Below are 17,878 nucleotides of genomic sequence, written 5' to 3'. Positions count from 1 at the left end.
GTCTTGCCCCCTCCCACATTTGTCATGTGTTGTTCGAAAAATCTTATCCCGACGCTTGACGCTACCTTCTCAATAGGTTTTGATTGCCTTCGTTATCTTTCGAAACGAAACTTATCATCATCATGTCGAAACGAAATACACCCCAACGACGCCACAACATCCTGGCCTTGCTCAATGAACAGGGCGAAGTCAGCGTGGACGAACTGGCCAAACGTTTCGAAACCTCGGAAGTGACCATCCGCAAGGACCTGGCCGCCCTCGAAAGCAACGGCCTGCTGCTGCGCCGCTACGGTGGCGCAATCACCATGCCCCAGGAACTGGTCGGCGATGCCGCTCAACCGGTCTCGGCCCATAAGCGGGCCATTGCCCGTGCGGCGGTGATGCGTCTGCGCGAACACGCCCGCATCATCATCGACAGCGGCAGTACTACCGCCGCCATGATTCCGGAACTCGGCCACCAGCCCGGCCTGGTGGTGATGACCAACTCCCTGCACGTGGCCAGCGCCTTGAGCGAACTGGAACATGAGCCAGTGCTGTTGATGACCGGCGGCACCTGGGACCCCCACTCGGACTCGTTCCAGGGCCAGGTTGCCGAGCAGGTTTTACGTTCCTACGACTTTGATCAACTGTTCATCGGGGCCGACGGCATCGATCTGCAGCGCGGTACCACCACCTTCAACGAACTGCTGGGCCTGAGCCGCGTGATGGCCGAGGTCGCCCGTGAAGTGGTGGTGATGGTCGAATCCGACAAGATCGGCCGCAAGATTCCCAACCTGGAACTGCCCTGGAGCAGCGTCCATACCCTTATTACCGATGATCGCCTGCCGCTTGAGGCCCGCGACCAGATCCAAGCCCGCGGCATTACGCTGATATGCGCGGCAATCATCTAGGAGAAGCACCATGTGTGGAATTGTAGGCGCAGTCGCCGAACGTAACGTGACCGCGATTTTGATCGAAGGCCTCAAGCGCCTGGAATACCGTGGCTACGACAGCGCCGGTGTGGCCGTCTTCAGCAACGCCGGCAAGCTTGAGCGCATGCGTCGCCCAGGCAAGGTCAGCGAGCTGGAACAGGCCCTGGCCGGCGAGCCGCTGGTCGGCCGCCTGGGTATTGCCCACACCCGTTGGGCCACCCACGGTGCGCCGTGCGAACGCAACGCCCACCCGCACTTCTCCGGCGACCTGGCCGTGGTGCACAACGGCATCATCGAAAACCACGAAGTGCTGCGTGAGCAACTCAAGAGCCTGGGCTACGTGTTCACCTCGGACACCGACACCGAAGTCATCGCCCACCTGCTCAACCACAAGCTCAAGGACCACAGCGACCTGACCACCGCCCTCAAGGCCACGGTCAAGGAACTGCACGGCGCCTATGGCCTAGCCGTGGTCAGCGCCAGCCAACCCGACCGCGTGGTTGCCGCCCGCAGTGGCAGCCCGCTGGTGATCGGCCTGGGCCTGGGGGAAAACTTCCTCGCTTCCGATCAACTGGCCCTGCGCCAGGTGACTGACCGCTTCATGTACCTGGAAGAGGGCGATATTGCCGACATCCGCCGCGAAAGCGTGGCGATCTGGGACGTGAACGGCAACTCCGTCGAACGCGAAGCCGTGCAATACCGTGACGGTGCCGAAGCCGCCGACAAAGGCGAATATCGTCACTTCATGCTCAAGGAAATCCACGAGCAACCGGCCGTGGTCCAACGCACATTGGAAGGTCGACTGAGCCAGCACCAAGTGCTGGTCAACGCATTCGGCCCACAAGCCGCCGAGCTGTTCGCCAAAGTGCGCAATGTGCAGATCGTCGCCTGCGGCACCAGCTACCACGCGGGTATGGTTGCCCGTTACTGGTTGGAAGAACTGGCCGGCATCCCTTGCCAGGTCGAAGTCGCCAGCGAATTCCGCTACCGCAAGGTGGTGGTGCAGCCCGACACCCTGTTCGTGACCATCTCCCAGTCCGGCGAAACCGCTGACACCCTTGCCGCCCTGCGCAACGCCAAGGAGCTGGGGTTCCTCGCCAGCCTGGCGATCTGCAACGTCAGCATCAGCTCGCTGGTGCGTGAGTCCGACCTGACCCTGCTGACCCAGGCTGGTCGCGAAATCGGCGTGGCTTCCACCAAAGCCTTCACCACCCAGTTGGTCGGCCTGTTGCTGCTGACCCTGTCCCTGGGCCAAGTGCGCGGCACCCTGGCCGAAGGCGTCGAAGCCACCTTGGTGGAAGAACTGCGCCGCCTGCCGACCCGCCTGGGCGAAGCCCTGGCCATGGACAGCGTGGTAGAGAAAGTCGCCGAGCTATTCGCCGACAAGAACCACACCCTGTTCCTCGGCCGTGGCGCGCAATACCCGGTGGCGATGGAAGGCGCCCTCAAGCTCAAGGAAATCTCGTACATCCACGCCGAAGCCTACCCGGCCGGTGAGCTCAAACACGGCCCCCTGGCCCTTGTGGATGACGACATGCCAGTAGTCACCGTAGCGCCGAACAACGAACTGCTGGAAAAACTCAAATCCAACCTGCAGGAAGTACGCGCCCGTGGCGGCCAACTGGTGGTATTCGCCGACGAGAAAGCTGGCATGACCAACGCTGAAGGCACCCACGTCATCAACATGCCGCACATCAACGACACCCTGTCGCCGATCCTCTACACGATCCCGCTGCAGTTGCTGTCGTACTACGTGGCCGTGCTCAAGGGCACCGACGTTGACCAGCCGCGCAACCTGGCCAAATCGGTGACAGTCGAGTAACACCCCACGTACCTGGAGGCCCCCGCGGCCTCCAGGTTTCAACGCAAGGACGCTACGTTGACCCCTTCTTCCTTTCCCCAACCCGGCGAGCTTTTGCACAATCGCCGGTTTGCCGTCGCCAGCAACACCCATGGCCTTTCCGGTACCGGCACGGTGTTTCATTACCTTGTCGACGGCGATGCCATTTCCAGCACCTACCAAGGCGGCCGAATCCGCATGGGGACGCAAGTCGGTCGCGTCACCGGTGCCGACACCATTGAGCTGCTGTTTCAGTGCCTGACGCTGGACGGTGAGCTGCTGTCCGGATGGTCGCGAGGCACGGTGGCTGTGGATAAGTCCGGGCTTACCAGACTGAGCTTTGTGTGGGGTTGGTTGTCGGGTGCTACCGGGGGCGGGGAGTCGAACTACCTTGAATTAGCCGGTTAGAAAAAAACAGAAAATAAATCGGAAAAATCTTGAGGAAAGAGATGTATAAAACTCTCTATTAATCCCGCTAGTATTGGACTTACAGGAAAAATAGATCCGAAAATAAATCGGAAAAGATGAGCGAAATGACGCATAAATTCATGTCTGGAAACCACTGGCTGGAGCCTGTCTGGCCGTCCCCCGGTTTCCCTGCGTCGATTCAAGCAAGAAATGGCCAAGGCAATCCATATCTTGCTTACGCAGGGAGAGATCGCCCGTGCGGACTTCAAAGTGTTCTCCGGTCTGCATGACCGCGTGGCGAGCGACCAGCTCAAGAAATTGATTGATGTGGGGGTGGTCGAAGCGCCGTCGGCGAAATCACGCTCAATTTTTCCTGGGTTGCCCGTCTGGTTCGCCCAGATGATATTTCCGGATCTGCACCGGCGCTTTTACTGAACCAGGCTCACGGCACAAACTCCACCCGCAACCCCCGGCTCGCACTGCGCCCCTGATCATCACTGACCCGCAACCGATATTCCCCCGACTTGCCCGGCCGCCAGTTCAGCGTGGCTTGCGGTGGGCCCTGGCCGATCAGGGTCTGGTCGGCGAACCAGTACAGGGTCGCTGCATCGCTGGCGGCGTTGGCGTTCAGCGGGATGCTTTCCTGGGGTTGGGACAGGCGCAGTTGGTAGCTCACCTGGGTCAGCGGTGAGCGAATCTGCGGCGCTTCGCTCTGGTCGGTGATGCGGTTGGGTTGGCAGTTTTTCATCACGCTGGGCGGCGTGCGGCGGGGCAGGCCGGCAGCGCGGTAAAGGCGTTGCACGTCGCTGGGCCAGAATTCGAAGATTTCCTCTCGCGTGTATTGCGGATCGAGTGGCGGGCACGCGGCTTTGCCGGTACGGGTGTCGATCAGCACCGGGCGGTGGAGGTTGGACACACGAATCGGCGAGACGCCGGGGATGTACCAGGTCTTGCGGGTTTGCGGGCACCAGCGGTTCGGCAGCTCGCCGGAGGCGGCGCAGACATCGATGCGCACCAGCCCGGCGGGCGGCTTGTCGGCTTTGATCGCGACGTTGGGCAAGGCCAGGGGCAACGCGTCCGCAATGCGGAAGAACAACGGCGCGGCCGTCTTGGCGCCAATAAACGCCGGGTTCGGCCGACCATCGAAATTACCCACCCACACCACCAGCACATACGGGCCGACCAGACCGGCGCTCCACGCATCATGAAAACCCCATGACGTGCCCGTTTTCCAGGCGGTGCGCCAATGGCGGCCTGGCAGACCATCGGGACGCGGGTTGCGCCGCAGCATGTCGCGTACCATAAAGGCCGCCTGGGGCGTGAGCAGTTGCGCGCCGGTGGTTTGCGGCTGTTCCTGCAAGTAGCGCAACGGCCGTAAATGCCCGTCTCCCGCTAACATCACATACAGCCGCGCCAGCTCCTCCGGGGTCATCTCGCCACCACCCAGTGCCAGGGCCAGGCCGTAATGGCCTTCGTCGCGCAGGCCTTTGATGCCGGCGCGTTGCAGCAAACCGTACAGAGACGGCGACTTGACCTGGCTGGCCAGCCACACGGCCGGAATATTGCGACTACGGATCAACGCATCCCGCGCCGTCAGTGGCCCGACAAAACTGCCGTCGAAGTTTTCCGGTTGGAAGTAGCCGAAGTTACTCGGTAAGTCCTTGAGGATGCTCATGGGGTGGATCACCCCTTGGTCCAACGCCAGCCCGTAGAGAAACGGCTTGAGCGTTGACCCCGGCGAGCGCCGTGACAGCACGCCATTGACCTGCCCATGGATGCTTGTGGATAAGTAGTCCGCCGAGCCCACCAACGCCTTCACGCTCTGGTCGCGGCTATCGATCAGGATCGCCGTGGCGTTTTCCACACCGGTGCTGCGCCGTTCGGCGATAAACCCGCTGATCAGACGCTCCAGCAATTGCTGCAAAGGCAGATTGAGGGTGCTGTTCAATTCGTTACCGGCTTGGGATGCCAGCAATTGTTCGCTCAAGTGCGGCGCCAAGAAAGGAATCTGCTGGCGATTGCGCGCTTCCAGGGGCAAGTCCAGCAGACTGTCATTGCGCAGGTCTTGTGGATAAGTCTCGCGCCAGTCAGCCATCAGGCGCAGCCGGGCGTTTTGCAGCGAAGGCCCGAAGCGCGCCCGCCGGCCCGGCTGTTGCGGGATCACTGCCAACGCCAAGGCTTCGGACAACGATAACTGCGCCGCCGCTTTACCGAAGTAAATGCGGCTGGCCGCTTCGGCACCTTCAATATTGCCGCCCATGGGCGCCAGGTTCAGGTACGCCTCAAGGATGTCGTGCTTGCTGTAGCGCGCCTCCAGCCACAGCGCCAACGCCATTTGCTGCAATTTGCCGGGCACCTGGCGGGTGTTGAGGTCCCACAGGCGCCGCGCCAGTTGCATGCTCAAGGTCGAGCCGCCCTGGCGCTGGCCGCCGCTGTAGGTGGCCATGGCCGCCCGCAGCAACGCCGGGGGATTGATCCCAGGGTGCCAGTAGAAATTGCGGTCTTCCTTGAGCAGCAGGGCCTCAATCAATGAAGGCGAAATGCGCTCCAGCGGTAGCCACAGGCGATATTGGCCGTCCTGGGCCAAGGTCATGCGCAGTAGCGAGCCGTCGTCGGCCAATACCACTCTGGAGGACGTGACGGCCTGTTCCAGCGGCGCATGGGGCCACAGCCGCAACCCCGCCAGTAGCGCCGCTGCGGCCAGCAGCGGCGCCAGGCGTTTAAGGCTTGGTAATTTCAAGCTGGCCTACTTTGCCACGCCCTTGCAGGGTGGTTTCGTACATACCTTCGGCGTAGGCCGGTGGCGTGTTGAACGTCCCTGCATTGGTGGCGCGCACGCGGTACACGAAAGTGCCTACATCACGTAGCGCAGTGCCGTACAACACCACCCGATCATCCCGCACATCCACGTAGTCCGGCTGCCAGTTGCTCAACTCGGTCTCGCCGATGGGGGCTTGCCAGGTGTCGGCTTCTTCTTCGCTGGCTTCTACGTACTCGGATTCCTCGCCCTCGCTTTCCTCGCTGCTCGCGGCTTCCGGCTCCGGCGGCAAGTTATACACAGGCTCGACGCCACCCGGCAGTAGGTCAACCACAGCCACTTGCTGCACTTGATCACGGTCGGTGGCGCGCAGGCGCAGGCGCACCAGGAACTCGTCGCCCACTGCCACCTTGCTCACCGGCTCGCCTTTGAGGTCGAGGTATTCGTGGATGATTTCCAGGCCATTGCTGATGGCTTTGAGCTTGGTGCCCTTATCAAAACCGGCTTCGCTGAGCATGTAGAACGCCGCAGGGCCGTCGGATTTTTCCATGACCAGCTTCTGCGTGGCGCCCGGTACGGCGGCGCGCGGTGGCTGGCCGGCCATCTCCAGCAATTGTTGCTGCTTGTCGCCCAGCCAGGCGGTGGCCTTGAGGGTCATGTCGCTTTGCGCACGCTGGCCATAGTTGTCCAGGGCGCGCAGCAACAAGGCTGCCGACAGTGAGTTGTAGCGCTGCTCATTGAGGCGTTTGCCAAGCTTGTCCAGCAGCGCGGTGGGCACGTCATCCATCAGTTCAGGGAAGTGGCGCGCCAGCAGGTGCAAGTGTTCGGCGTCGTGCACGAGTGGGTCGTAGTACAGACCGTCGCTGTCCCACTTATCCACCAGCGAACGCCACGGGATTTTGCGAAACAGCGTATCGGCCTGGCGATCCTGCTTGAGCAGCTTGTAGCTGGCTGCCAGATAGGCGGCGCCCAGGTCGTTCTGCCAGCTGTCCTTGAAGTAACTTTCGTAGCGCTCGCGGATGTCGCTCAGCGCGCCGCTCACCAGAATCCCCTGACGGCTCAGCAGGTAACTGGCGTAGGCGCGGTTGCGCAATTCCGACAAGCCTTCGCTCGGGCCGTTGGCCAGGTCTGTCAGATACGCATTCGACCGTACCAGCAGATCTTCCGGTACCGGCAGCCCGCGCTCCTTGGCTTCGATCAGGAAGTCGGTTGCGTACAGGCTGGCGTACGGCGCCACGTCCGGGTTGGCCGCCCACAAACCAAAGCCACCGGCCTGGTTCTGACGCTGGCGCAACATGCGTACCGCGCTGTTGAAGGCTTGCTCAGCCTCGGGTGCGGTGCCGCCCCAGATCAAGGCCGGCATGGCCTTGGACACCAACTGCTCGGTGCACGCATAGCCGTAGTCATCCAGGTAATGCTTGAGGCCGTTGGCCCATACCAGCGGCGAGGCGGCCACGCCCAGTTGCACATCACGCAGTTGGCTGAACAGTTCACGTGTGGGCTTGAGCTCTTTGCTGGCGCTGTCGAAACGCCCCAGGCTCAGGGCCACGCGGTGTTCGCTCAAGGGCCGGATCGAGGTGGTTTCTGCCACTTGGATCCGCTTGCCATCCGGCAGCACCGCAACAAAGCGCAGGTCCGCCGACCCGAGCGTGTCGCCGACCTTGATCTTGAACTCGGCAGTGCCTTCCTTGCGTGGTTGCAGCGACAGCGTGCTGCCCTTGTCGCCCTGTACCACGAGGCCGGCGCTGGTCTGCACCTCAAACTTCACCTGCGCTGCGGCGTCGAGGTTGCTGAACACCCCGGTGCTGACAGTGAACACATCCCCTGGCGCCACAAAGGCCGGTACGTTGGGCGTGATCACGATCGGCCCGCGCACGTCGGTCGTCGCCTCGCTGACGCCCACACTGTCGGTATCCACCGCAACGGCAAACAGGTGCAACTTGCCGTTGAAGCTGTCCGGTACCTGGTAATGCAGCATGGTCTCACCGGCCGGCAAATCCACCAGCCCGGACCACCAGGCCACCGGCGGCTGATGTTTACGCTTGAACGGGTTGAGATGGTTGGCCAGGGCGCCTTCCGTATCGCCACCGGGCGCTGCCCCACTGAGCAGGCGGCTGAATTCCGGCAAGATCAGGTCAAGAATCTGACTGGTGCCGACCTCCAGTGCACGTTTCTGGAAGAAGAAACCCAGCGGATCCGGCGTCTGATAGCGCGCTACTTGCAGGATGCCTTCGTCCACCGCGTAGACCACTGCGCGACCCGGCCGGTCGGCGTTGACCTTGATATCCAGGGTCTGCCCCGGCTCGATCTTCGCCGGGCCTTCGACCTTCAGCGCCATGCGCCGCGCATCCAGGTTGATGCTGAACGGCACCACGCCATAGGACAGCGGGCTCATATAAACCTCGGACGAGCCGATGTCCCGCACGAACTGCACGTTAACGTAGGCATTGCCCTCAAGCCCTGCAGGCACGCGGATATGTTGCACGCTGTTGGTGCTGTCAGCCTTGAACCATTGCTGGGTGTAGACCTTATCGCGCTCGATGGTGATCAAGCCCGCGCCGGTGTACGGCGCGCGAATGCTGATGGCGATCTCATCACCGGTGGCGTAGCTGCGTTTATCCAGGCGCAGCTGCAGCTCGGCGTTACGCTCCAGGGAGCGCGAGGTGTTGCCGCGCCCGGCCACGCTGTAGTCGATCTGGTTGAGCAGGTTGCCGTTGGCGTCCTTCACTTGCAGGGTGAAATCCCCTGGTGTGCCGGTGTTCAGGGTCTGCTTGGCGCCGTCCTTGGTCATCACCAGCGGTGAGGCCGGTTGGCTGATGTTCTTGATGCGCGACTCGTACTTGTAGGTACCGTTGGATTGCTTCACCAGCACCGACACATAACGGTGCTCGACCACTTCGCTGGTCAGGCCATCCACCGCCAGCGGCGAAAGGTCTGGCGCGACGGCCATCCACTGCACCTGGCGTGGCGCATCCTTGGCAACGTACGACAGCGAGTCCTGACTCTTCACACCCACCAGGTAGGGCGCGGACGACACCAGCAAGGCACTTTGCGCTGCGACGTTGCGGCCACCTTCGGCCTCAAACACCTGGGTCATTACTTGCAGGCGATACGTGCTGTTGGCGAAACGTTGCAGGTTGAGGTCGAGCACCGCCTGGCCGTTATCGTCGACGGTGGTTTCGGCCAGGTCTTCGGTGCTGGCGTCTTCCAGGGAGTCATTGAGGCGGAAGCGGTAATCGGGGTAACGGTCGAAGGCCGCGAGCGTCGGGCTCAGGGACATTTTCGCCGTGACGCGACGGCCCGAGGCCGGGGCGCCGAACAGGTGCATGGCGGTGACTTTGGCCACCACCTGGTCCGGCGCAATCCAGCCCGGTACCGGCGTGTCATGCAGGCTCAGGCTGACTTTCATGCGGTCCGGCTCGAAGTCGCGGACCTTGAAGCTGACACTGCCCAGGTCGGTGCGGGTCTGTTTCTGGCCAATCAACTGCAAAGTCGCGGTGTAGTCCCCGGCGGGGGCGACTTCGCTGCTGGGGAAGTCAAAGGTTTCAAACCCGCTGGCGGACAGCTTCAGCGGCTGGCGAATCACTTCCAGACCCCGTGGATCGGTGATTTGCAGCTCCACCGGCAGGCCTTGCAGAGCACCTTTCCAGTTGCCGCTGCGCACGATCATGCCCAAGTGAGCAGTTTCGCCAGGCCGGTACAGGCCGCGGTCGGTAAACAGGTAGGCGCTGAGGCGATCAATCGCACCGTCTTCTTCCAAACCGCCTACATCGAAGCGCGACAAATCCAGCTGCTGAGACTGACGGGCAATCGGCAGGAACGACTGGTCATTGCCGCGACTGACTACATACATCAGCGGCGTTTTCTCACGGCGCAGTTCATCCAGCTTGGCGAAATGCACATGGCCTTCGCCGTCGGTGTGGCCGCTGCTAACCGGCAAGCCGTTGCGCCCGATGATGTCGACCTGCGCGTCGGCCACCGGAGAGCCATTGCCGATGGACTGCACATACACGTCATGGCTGCCATCGCTGGACCGTTTGGCGATGATGCCGAGGTCGGTCACCACGATAAACCGCAGGTCACTGGTGCTGCTGCGGTCGTAGTCGAAGGTACGCTCGGCCGGCTCATCCTGTGGGCTGAGCTTGAGCACAAAAATGCCGCGACGGCCGCCGTTGGCGGTGAGGTAGTGGCTCAAGTCCACGTTGTCGTAGACGGTTTTGGCCGGGTCATTGGATGACAGCGCAATGTCCAGGGACTGACGCTCGACCATGCGATCGAAGTACTCATTGCCGAAGTTCGGTCGCGCAAAGCTGCCGCTGCTCTGGTCCACCAGGTGCTGCAACTGGTTGGGCAACAGGCGGGCGATTTCCACGTGGGCGCCGGGCACGCCACGGGCCATGAAGCCCAAGCGTTTTTCACCGGTAAGGCTGAGCAGGGCGCCGTCAGACAGGAACTGCAAGGTGCGCGGATACGCCGGCATGCTCACCAGCGACGCCGTAGGATTTTTTGCCAGATAACCGCCAATGGCTTCCAGGTTGGCGGGCACGCGCACATACAGCGCACGACCGGCCGGAGCCTTGAACTTGAAGGCATGCAGGGTGTTCAGCGGTTCGACGCTGGGCACGTGGGTCAGGTTGACCTTGGTGCTGCGGGCGAGCAGGGCGTCGTCGATCTCATTGGTGGTGTAAGGGCGCGTGTCGTCCTGGGCTTTTTCTGGCAACAACCAGGCCTGGACCTTACCGGCGATGGTGTCATCGGCTACCGCGCTGGAACTGCTGAACATCAGCACCGGCTCTGGCTCGGCGCGTTCGTTATCCACAAAGCGGACTTCGGCGCCGGAAAAGGTCAGGCGATAGCGGCCGGGTACGGTGACTTCGGCCACCAATGGCGCGGCGCTGGCATTGCCGCCGTCGCGGGCCTTGATGCCTTCGTCGAGCTTGGCGCTGACCGGGGTGCTTTCCAGCGGGGTGGCCAGGGCGGCGGAGCGTACGTAGGCGTTGAGCTTCTTCTCGTCGAAGGTGATTTCCGGGCGATTGGGCAACTGGGCGTCGCGGTAGGCCAGGCCTTTGCCGAGGGTCACGGTTACACGCTTGCGTAGGTTGTCTTCATCCACCGGGTGGGAAAACCGGAAGGTCGCCACCAGCTGTTTCAGCGTCGGGTTGGATGGATCCTGGTACAACTCGTTGGCGGCCAGGGTGGCGCGGAACGGTTGCGTGGAGAACTGGGTGCTGTACTGATCCAGCAATACGCCGTCTGCCAGCAGGTTTTTCTTGGCCAGATCGAGGGTGTAATGGGCGTCGATGGGCCAGTCTTTTTCCGGCACGAACAACAGGCTGCGGTCGTCTGCCCAGCGCCAAGTGCCCGCGACCTCAGGCTTGAGGGTAATGCCCTCGGTAACAGGCTTGCCAATGGCGGCAAGCGGCGCCACGGATTCGGCGAAACGCACCTGCAAGTTATCCACAACCGGCGTGGGCTGGGTGTAGTCAGTCAGGTTGGGTTTGTGCAACGAGTAGCTCGCGGTGTGTGGCTGCGGCAGGTTGGAATACCAGTGCCAGCCGTAGAAGCCAGCCGCTGCGAGCAATACCAGCCCGAGCACCCCGGCACCCGTCTGGCGCGGGTAAGCGCGGGCTTTAGCGCCCAGTTTCGCCATGCCGCGGCCGATAGCCCGCAGCCACAGCGGCGGATGCCATTGGCCGAAAACGGCCCCCACCACGGTCAGAAACACGCCGACAACACGACGGCTGATGGCTTTGAGCGAATCGAACATGGTGAGCATCCCTGGCTAAGTGCGGCGTATCTTACAGGGTCTTTGATACAAAAGATGACGCCGATATGCGCCGCACGCCGGGATCCTTCTGTTGGAACTCAGCGTCTGGTTAGGGGCTGCTGCGCAGCCCAGCGCGGGCAAGCCCGCTCACCACAAGGGTTATCGGTCAGCCTTTAAGCTCGTTGGTGCTGCGAACGGTGGGGTCACGTCCACCAGTAGCGCACCAGGTGGAAGAAGATCGGCGCCGCAAAACACACCGAATCCAACCGATCCAGCATCCCGCCATGGCCTTCGATCATGTGACCCCAGTCTTTCACGCCCCGGTCGCGCTTGATTGCCGACATCACAATCCCACCGGCAAACCCCAGCAGGTTGATCAGCAGCGCAATCAAAAACGACTGCCACGGGTTGAACGGTGTGGTCCACCACAGCGCCGCACCGATCAGCGATGACAGCAAAATCCCGCCGACAAAGCCTTCCACGGTTTTAGACGGCGACAGGTTGGGCGCGATCTTGTGTTTGCCGAACAATTTCCCACACACGTACTGGAGCACGTCTGACAGTTGCACCACGATCACCAGGTAGGCGATCAGCAGCAGGTTGCGGCCTTCGTAGCCGGGGATGTCCAGCGTCAGCAACGCCGGGACGAAGGACACGCAGAACACCGCGATCATCAGGCCCCATTGCACTTTCGAGGCACGTTCCAGGAAGTGCGTGGTGTCGCCGCCCAGCGAGGCGAGGATCGGCAGCAGCAAAAACACGTACACCGGGATGAAGATCGAGAACAGCCCGTACCAGTCCGAATAAATCAGCAGGTATTGCAGTGGCAACGCCAGGTAAAACGCCGCCACCAGCGCCGGGTAGTCGCTGCGCCGGGTCGGCGTGAGGGTGAGGAATTCGCGCAGGGCGTAGAACGACACCGCGTAGAACAACAGGATCACCGCGCCGGTGCCGAGCCAGAAGGCGATGCCGATCACCACCACCATCACCCACCAGGCGTTGATGCGGGCGTTGAGGTTGTCGATTACCGCGTTTGGCGTGCCACGGGTGCGCAGTTTGAGGATCAGGCCGATCAGCGAGGCGAGCACCAGGATCGCGCCGATCCCGCCGAATAACATCAGGGTTTGGCTATCCATGTCAGACATGCTCCGGGGCGAGGGCGAGCAAGGCGTCGCGGGTACGGGCCAGGAACAGCGCCTTATCTTCACCGTCCTCCAGTTGCAGTGGCGCACCAAAGCTGGTTGTGCATAACAACGGCAGCGGCAAGACCCGCCCCTTGGGCATGACCCGGTTGAGGTTGGCGATCCACACCGGGATCAATTCGGCCTGTGGGTAACTTTTTGCCAGGTGGTACAGGCCGCTTTTGAACGGCAGCAAGCCGTCCTCCGGATTGCGCGTGCCTTCAGGGAAGATGATCAACGAATCGCCGCCTTCCAGGGCGGCGAGCATCGGCTGCAAAGGGTTATCCACAGGCTCTTTGCGTTCGCGATCGATCAGCACGCCGTTGAACACCCGGTTGATGATGTAGCGACGCAGCGCGCTTTTATTCCAGTAATCGCTGCCGGCCACCGGGCGCGTGAATTTGCGCAGGTTTTGCGGCAACGAGGCCCACAGCAGCACAAAGTCGCCGTGGCTGCTGTGGTTGGCGAAATAGATGCGTTGCACCGGCACCGGCGCACACCCCAGCCACAGGCTGCGGGCCCCGGTGACGGTGCGGGCCATGGAGGTAATCAGCGTGGCGACCACGGGTTCGAACATGGGGATTCCTTATCCGGCGAAAGGCAGCCAAGGGCTGGCGAGGATCACGCCCAGGGTCAGCAGCGCTTGCGCGCCCAGCAGCCAGGCTTGTTTGCGCAACAGTTTGAGGGCGCCGCGACGGCGCTCGGTCCAGGGGCGGCCGGCACGCTTGGGCGATTGCAGGCCGAGGGTTTGCAGCGCCTGGTCGAGGTCGGCGGTGCGCTCAGTATCACGGGCCAGCAACGCGAACAGGTCGGCGTCGAAGGCCACACGCAGCGCCCAGTACTTTTGCAACAGCCCGAGGATGATCATCCACAGGCTGAGCAACAGGCAGATCGGCGTAACACTCGGCATCAGCAACTGCGCCAGGCCGAACAACACACCGGCCACGGTCAGGCCTGTGGATAACTGATCCAGCGAGCGGCCGCGACGCAGCAGGCTGGCGACGACCTGGAGTTCCATATCAGCGGGCATGGGGCAAACCCTCCAACGCTTCACGGTGAGCGGGGTGCAGGACCACATCGGTCCGCGCTGTACGAATAATAGTCAGCGCTTGGTCCACCGTGGTGGCTCGCCCACTGTGCAACAACCACGCGGCGACAGCAGTGGCGCTGCGTGAGTAGCCCAGGGCGCAGCACACCAGCAACGAGCCGCTTGCACGCAGGCGTTCGATGGCCTCAGCCGCTTGCAGGCATTCGGCGGGTGTCGGTGCGATCAGGTCCAGCACGGGAATGCATTGATAGGCGCGGTCCTGTGGATTAATCGGCAGTTCGGCGCAGAGATCGACGATGGCGCTGAACGAACCCTGCTCCTTTGCGGTAGGAATCCGCCCCAGCCAAACGTTATCCACAATCTGGTCAGGCTGTGGATGTTTGCGTGTCCACAGCCGGGAGTTGATCCAGGCGCCCGCCAGGTAGGGCGCATACAACCAGCGAGCGGCGGGAGTGAGCCGGCCATCGGCGCGCTTCTGGAAACCCGCAGCCCCCAGCACGCAGTAATTCGCCGTGACCAACCCCAGGGAAACCGCTGGCCACAGCAGCCACAGCCACCATCCGCCAAGGCTAAAGGCCAGGATGATCAACGCCAGCGCGCCCAAGCCGTAACGCACGCCCAGCCGCCAGCGCTTCGCATCTCGGGCAAGTCGTGCATTCAGCAGCGGGCTCGGATGTTCCAGCGGCCACAACCACACGCATAGCCAACCGGCGAGGGCGCCTGTGGGTAAGTCGATAAAGTGATGTTGATAAGTGGTCAGCACCGAAATCCCGATGAGCGCGAACCAGCCATGCACCAGCCAGCGCCAGAAACCTTGGGTATGACGTTGGAACATGACCCACAAGATCACCAGCAGCGCGATATGCAGCGACGGTGCCTGGTTGAACGGCTTGTCGAAGCCCGCCAGCACCGCAAACAGCCAACCAAACACGCCATCCAGCTCCGGCCGTTCGAAGGTGAAGCGCAGCGGCCAGATCAGGAAGCAGCTCACCGCAATCACTTGGGCACTCAGCAGGCGCAGCGCATGCTGCTTGAGTTCGTGACGGGTGCTCGGCAGCAGCAGCGAGAAACCATACAGCAGGTCGATGGACCAGTAGGGCACGATGGTCCAGGCCCAGAACGGCATATGGGTTTCCCAGCCGAACACCAGCGTGCCCACGTCGCTGCGCTGGCTGGTGACCCACGTGGCAAAGCCGTAGGTGCTGAAAAACAGCGGTGCCAGCAGTAGCAGCCACAGCACTGCGGGTTTCAACAAACCGGGTTCGCGCATGTTCAGATCTTCTGTGCCAGGGACACGGTAAAGATGCCCCACTCATCCACACGCTGGGTGATCTTGCGGAAACCTGCGGCCTCCACCAATTGATCCATTTCTGCCTGGCTGCGGCGGCGCATCACCCAGGCCTGGCCTTGGCGGTGGCTGGTCAATGCGCGGGCGATCAGTTCCAGTTGCGGGTGCCACGGTTGGCCGGTGTACACCAGGTAACCACCGGGCTCCACGGCTTCGGCAAGGCCGGCCAGGGAACCGCCGACCATGGCGTTATCGGCAAACAATTCATACAACCCGGACACCACGGCCAAGGTCGGCTTGGGGTCCAGAGCGGCCAGATCGGCGCGGTCGAACGCATCGCCTTTGACGAATTGTGCGATGTCTCCCAGGCCTTTCTCGCGGATCAGCGCGCCACCGTCGCGCACGTTGATGTCACTGTAGTCGCGCAGCAGGATCGATTCCGGCAGCGGCGACACGCCCTGCAAGGCTTCCAGGATGTAACGCCCGTGGCCGGCGGCGATATCGACGATACGCACTTCGCGATCATCGCCACGCAGCTTGGCCATGGCCAGGCGCAGCAGTTCCTCGACGTTGAGCTTGCGCTGGCGGATGCCGCGCCAGCCGATGGAATTGAGGTAGTTGGTGTCGATCATCCGCCCCAGGCCGCCCTTGCCGGTGGGCGTATTGCGGTACACGTAGTCCAGGGTGCTGCCGGAGTCGAAACCGGTGTCGAAGCCCAGTTTCACCCCATCCGACAGGTTCTTGCCCAGGCCCATGCTGGCGCGGGTCATGCGCCAGTACAGGTCGCGCAGGGAATTGCGCGGCAGCGGCGCGGCGAGGGATTCGGACTCGGCGCAGGTGGCGCCGAGTTTATCGGCGTCGAGCAGGGAGGCGCGGTCCAGCGGGTGTGCAAAGTTTTGCAGGATAAAGCGCCGGGCGCTGCTCACCGCCACGGCGCGGTCACGTTCGCCAAGGGTGTCGTGGAAGAAACCGGGCAGGATGTGCAGCTCTTTTTTCAGGCTGCCAAGGCGGTCGAAAAATTGTTGTTGGGGCTTTCGATGCACCACGAAGTCGGAGCCGGAGATGAGCAGTTGAGTCGGTACCTGGATCGCCTGGGCATCGGCTACAACCCGGTCGGCCGCTTCGTACAGGCCCAGCAGAACATTCACCGAGATGGCCTTGGTGATCAGCGGATCGCTGTCGTAGGACGCCACCCGCTCCGGATCATGGCTGAGGAACTTGGCCTTGACGTAGCTGTTGACGAAAAAGTTGCCGCGAAACTTGCGCATCAGTGCCAGGCCCGGACGGGCGAACGGCACGTACAGCTTGACCTTGAACGCTGGCGAGGCGAGCACCAGCGCACGGATTTTCGGCGCGTAATCGTGGACCCAAGTGGCCGCAATCACCGCGCCGACGCTTTGGGCGATGACGGCGAAGTTTTTCTCTTCGATGCCATAGGTGGCGCCGATATGGTCGCAGAAGGTCTGCACGTCGCGGGCGCTGGTGGCGAAGCTGGGGCTGTCGCCACGCTCGCCGGGGGATTGGCCGTGGCCGCGGGCGTCCCAGGCGAAGAAGTCGAATTGGGGCAGGTTCAGCTCATCGACCAGATGGGCGATGCGCCCCGAGTGCTCGTGGCCGCGATGGAACAGCACGATCGCCTGGCGTGGCTCGCCCTCCGCAGGGGAAGTGGCCGGCCAATGTCGGTAAAAAAGCTCGACGCCATCATGGGTGCTGAAAGTGTGTGCTTGCTGTTCGCGCATCGCAAAATCCTTATGCAGAAGGGGAAGGGGTTTCTTTCAGGCCTTGGCGTACGCGGTTGACCAGGGTGTAGGCGAGCAGGGCGGCGACCAGCCACATCACCGTGTCGACCCAACCCGCGCCGAGCCAGCCCAGCGCTACACCGGTGGCCAGCACGCCGAGTACAAAGGCCCGATCACTCTTGCCCATCGGCCCGTCGTAGCGCCGCGATGCACCGACCATCGGCCCGAGCACACCGGCGTATTCGCTGAACACCGCGAGCAAGGCCACCAGCAACACCGGCGCCAGGCTCACGCCGGGGATCAGTGCAAAGGGCAGGATCAGCGCACTGTCGGCGATCACGTCGCACAGTTCGTTGAGGTAGGCGCCCAGGCGCGATTGCTGGCCGAATTCACGGGCGAGCATGCCGTCGATGGCGTTGAGGGCCATGCGCGCAATCATCCACAGCGGGATCAGCGCAAACAGCCACAGGTGGTGGGCGAAGCTGGCGATCAGCAGGCCCACCAGCAGGGAAATCACCCCGGCCAGCACGGTGATCTGGTTGGCGGTGGTGCCGTTGTCGTAGAGGCGCTGCACGAGGGGGCGCAGCAGGTTTTGAAAACGCGGTTTGAGCTGATAGATCGAAATCATGGGGGGTGACGCTTCCTTGTCCGTGAGCCCGCGAAAAACTGGTTTGGAGTGTGCCGATTAATCACGGCGTTCACCAGTGATGGCGCGTGTTTATGGGGGTTTAGTCACGATCTGGAGAGCACTGAGGGACAAATGTGGGAGGGGGCTTGCCCCCGATCGCTGTGTGTCAGTCACTTATGTGGCGCTGACCCACCGCTATCGGGGGCAAGCCCCCTCCCACATTGGATCGATGTACCGCTTAAAACGCTGTTCATCGAACAAAAATTTCACGCCCCGTGTTATATCGTAACGAATTATGTGCAAGCGGGCG

At 62.3% G+C, this 17,878-nt stretch carries 12 protein-coding genes; 4 read left to right on the top strand and 8 right to left on the bottom strand.

Annotated features, from left to right (window positions below; all coding sequences use genetic code 11):
• Nucleotides 1-119 precede the first annotated feature (119 nt).
• The 4 genes from EJD88_RS25410 (at nt 120) to EJD88_RS25395 (ending at nt 3,594) form a co-directional block, all read left to right on the top strand.
• Entirely contained in the window at nt 120-890 is a 771-nt protein-coding gene (locus tag EJD88_RS25410; protein ID WP_178121998.1) for a DeoR/GlpR family DNA-binding transcription regulator, read from the top strand.
• Nucleotides 891-900: 10 nt separating this feature from the next.
• A complete protein-coding gene (glmS, locus tag EJD88_RS25405; RefSeq protein WP_099586129.1) occupies nt 901-2,733 on the top strand; it encodes a glutamine--fructose-6-phosphate transaminase (isomerizing) in 1,833 nt (610 codons plus the stop codon).
• 57 nt (nt 2,734-2,790) lie between these two features.
• Entirely contained in the window at nt 2,791-3,159 is a 369-nt protein-coding gene (locus tag EJD88_RS25400) for a hypothetical protein (RefSeq protein ID WP_158879277.1), read from the top strand.
• A 210-nt stretch (nt 3,160-3,369) separates the two neighbouring features.
• Complete coding sequence (locus EJD88_RS25395) at nt 3,370-3,594, top strand: hypothetical protein (RefSeq protein ID WP_177411502.1); 225 nt, start codon at nt 3,370-3,372, stop codon at nt 3,592-3,594.
• A 7-nt stretch (nt 3,595-3,601) separates the two neighbouring features.
• On the opposite strand, the gene pbpC is transcribed toward EJD88_RS25395, so the two are convergent.
• From pbpC to EJD88_RS25355, 8 genes are all read right to left on the bottom strand, one after another.
• Entirely contained in the window at nt 3,602-5,899 is a 2,298-nt protein-coding gene (pbpC, locus tag EJD88_RS25390) for a penicillin-binding protein 1C (protein ID WP_158879276.1), read from the bottom strand.
• Nucleotides 5,880-11,684, bottom strand: a complete 5,805-nt coding sequence (locus EJD88_RS25385) for an alpha-2-macroglobulin (RefSeq protein ID WP_158879275.1) — start codon at nt 11,682-11,684, stop codon at nt 5,880-5,882. The genes pbpC and EJD88_RS25385 overlap by 20 nt, the downstream gene beginning before the upstream one ends.
• Nucleotides 11,685-11,887: 203 nt before the next feature.
• Nucleotides 11,888-12,820 carry a phosphatidate cytidylyltransferase gene (locus tag EJD88_RS25380; RefSeq protein ID WP_032885177.1) on the bottom strand — a complete coding sequence of 311 codons (933 nt, stop codon included), beginning with the start codon at nt 12,818-12,820 and terminating at the stop codon, nt 11,888-11,890.
• 1 nt (nt 12,821) lies between these two features.
• The gene (locus EJD88_RS25375; RefSeq protein ID WP_099586110.1) at nt 12,822-13,442 is read right to left on the bottom strand and encodes a 1-acyl-sn-glycerol-3-phosphate acyltransferase; all 621 of its coding nucleotides are present in this window, start codon (nt 13,440-13,442) and stop codon (nt 12,822-12,824) included.
• Nucleotides 13,443-13,451: 9 nt separating this feature from the next.
• Entirely contained in the window at nt 13,452-13,895 is a 444-nt protein-coding gene (locus EJD88_RS25370) for a hypothetical protein (RefSeq protein WP_122306941.1), read from the bottom strand.
• Complete coding sequence (locus EJD88_RS25365) at nt 13,885-15,183, bottom strand: phosphatase PAP2/dual specificity phosphatase family protein (RefSeq protein ID WP_158879274.1); 1,299 nt, start codon at nt 15,181-15,183, stop codon at nt 13,885-13,887. The genes EJD88_RS25370 and EJD88_RS25365 overlap by 11 nt, the downstream gene beginning before the upstream one ends.
• Before the next feature lie 2 nt (nt 15,184-15,185).
• The gene (locus EJD88_RS25360; RefSeq protein WP_158879273.1) at nt 15,186-16,940 is read right to left on the bottom strand and encodes a bifunctional alpha/beta hydrolase/class I SAM-dependent methyltransferase; all 1,755 of its coding nucleotides are present in this window, start codon (nt 16,938-16,940) and stop codon (nt 15,186-15,188) included.
• Nucleotides 16,941-16,950: 10 nt separating this feature from the next.
• Nucleotides 16,951-17,568: a CDP-alcohol phosphatidyltransferase family protein gene (locus EJD88_RS25355; protein WP_099586106.1), complete on the bottom strand. Its 618-nt coding sequence runs from the start codon at nt 17,566-17,568 to the stop codon at nt 16,951-16,953.
• Between the last annotated feature and the right edge of the window lie 310 nt (nt 17,569-17,878).

This window comes from Pseudomonas sp. PB105 (genome assembly GCF_009764655.1).
GTDB lineage: Bacteria > Pseudomonadota > Gammaproteobacteria > Pseudomonadales > Pseudomonadaceae > Aquipseudomonas > Aquipseudomonas cyclaminis.
The sequence above is the reverse complement of the archived record's forward strand: the minus strand, read 5'-3'. Positions and strand labels throughout refer to the sequence as shown.